Annotated in this window: 2 protein-coding genes; one reads left to right on the top strand and one right to left on the bottom strand. The window is 39.9% G+C overall.

Features of this window, described 5'->3' with window-relative positions; genetic code table 11:
• Positions 1-284, bottom strand: a 284-nt coding sequence (locus tag H6G97_RS51045; protein WP_190947774.1) for a PAS domain-containing protein, incomplete at its 3' end; no start/stop codon positions are given.
• A 333-nt stretch (positions 285-617) separates the two neighbouring features.
• Between H6G97_RS51045 and H6G97_RS55270 the strand changes: the two genes are divergently transcribed.
• A partial coding sequence (locus tag H6G97_RS55270) for a diguanylate cyclase domain-containing protein (RefSeq protein WP_190947773.1) occupies positions 618-1609 on the top strand: 992 nt, incomplete at its 3' end.

Raw genomic sequence — 1609 nt, 5'->3', positions numbered from 1 at the left:
AATTCATTTAAAAGCGGCACATAGGTAACAACTATAGTGAAAGGGTCACAACCAGGCAAATTGATCGTACATTCTCCGGTTTGCAGAGTACGTGTCTCCACAGTTTTTTTGAGAATTGGTAGATAAGCATCTGTCACAGATGGTGGATTTATTTCTTCATCTGTGTGTCCAATAAGTGCCTCCAGAGAATAACCACTCCGCTTAACTCCAAAAGCATTGATATACTGTAACCGTCGTTGGGCATCATAGATCACAAATGTATCAGGGATGTTTTCAATAGCCAATCGGAATCGTTCTTCACTCTGTTGTAATGCCGACTCGACTTCCTTTTGATTAGTTACATCCCAGAAACGTTATGAAGGTGAGAAGGACTTTTACCCCAATGGCAAGGCAAGCTTGTTAACGGCAAACCTATTATTTATAAGGCTTTTTGGTGTGAGTGGTTTCTTCTGAGGGTGGGGAATTAAAAATATGTTGTACTATGTGACGCGCTAAAATTCAATTGTCTTAAACATTACACATACACTCAAGGAATTTTTGTATAAGGTTATATCAATCTGCTTGTTTGCAGGTTATTATAATTTCTGCATCTTGGTAAGGAATTCAAATCATGATATATGCGAACCAGTGCGGAAATTAAGGCAGAAATCGCAAAGAAGTTTGGTTTTGTTCCTTCTTTCTTTGAGCCAGCGGAGCAGAACATACAAGCGTTGGAAAATCTCTGGCAACAAACGCTTTGTGCCTATGTTAATAATCCCTTATCGCCAATGTTGAAGGAAAAGCTTTTTGCATACCTTTCACGTTACTGTGCTTTACCATATTGTATAATTTGTCATAGTTGCCACTTACGCACTCTGGGGGTGGAAGCACAGCAGATATTAAATTTGCTTGAATCGCCTCCGCCAACGGCAACCGACATCGATGCATACCTATATATACTTGCCTGCTCACCTAGCCAATTGATAAACCTATCAGATTTGAGTGAGGCACTCGAAAAAAGTTTACTATACTGTTCAATATTCATTTTCCTGGAGCCAGAACAGGGTAAGGATTGTCGCTCCCATCTGCGTCGCCTGCTTGGGCTTGTAAATTACCAGTACTTAATTACGTTTATAAGTTATATAAAAATGTGTCATCTGTGGATAGAGGCTCACCCCGAAGTTTCTTATAAAACAGATAAGCGAGTTATTAAGCAATTAAGTAAATTATTAGAATCAGAGCCAAGTCTAGCTGATTTCTTTGATAACTACATTGAAAAAATTAGGCACCAACAGCAACTTCAAACAGAGCATTCAGCCCAAGTTGCCCAGCGTCAGCAGAATCAGGAAGCATTACGAAAAGCCTACGAGCAGTTAGAAATCCGAGTTGAGGAACGAACTGCCGAGCTATTAAAATCTAATATGCTCCTCAAACAAGAGATTTTTGAGCGCCAGCAGGCCCAAGCGCGATTAGTCAATATTGCTTTTCATGATGCATTAACAGGTTTGCCCAACCGGATGCAATTTATGGAGCGGCTAAAGCAAACAGTCGAGCGTGCTAAATCTGGTAATTTATTTGCTGTTCTATTCCTGGATTTAGATCGCTTTAAGGTTGTTAATGATAGTCTTGG

Origin of the sequence: Nostoc flagelliforme FACHB-838 (genome assembly GCF_014698065.1) — a bacterium.
In the GTDB taxonomy this organism is placed as follows: domain Bacteria; phylum Cyanobacteriota; class Cyanobacteriia; order Cyanobacteriales; family Nostocaceae; genus Nostoc; species Nostoc flagelliforme_B.
The sequence above is the reverse complement of the archived record's forward strand: the minus strand, read 5'-3'. Positions and strand labels throughout refer to the sequence as shown.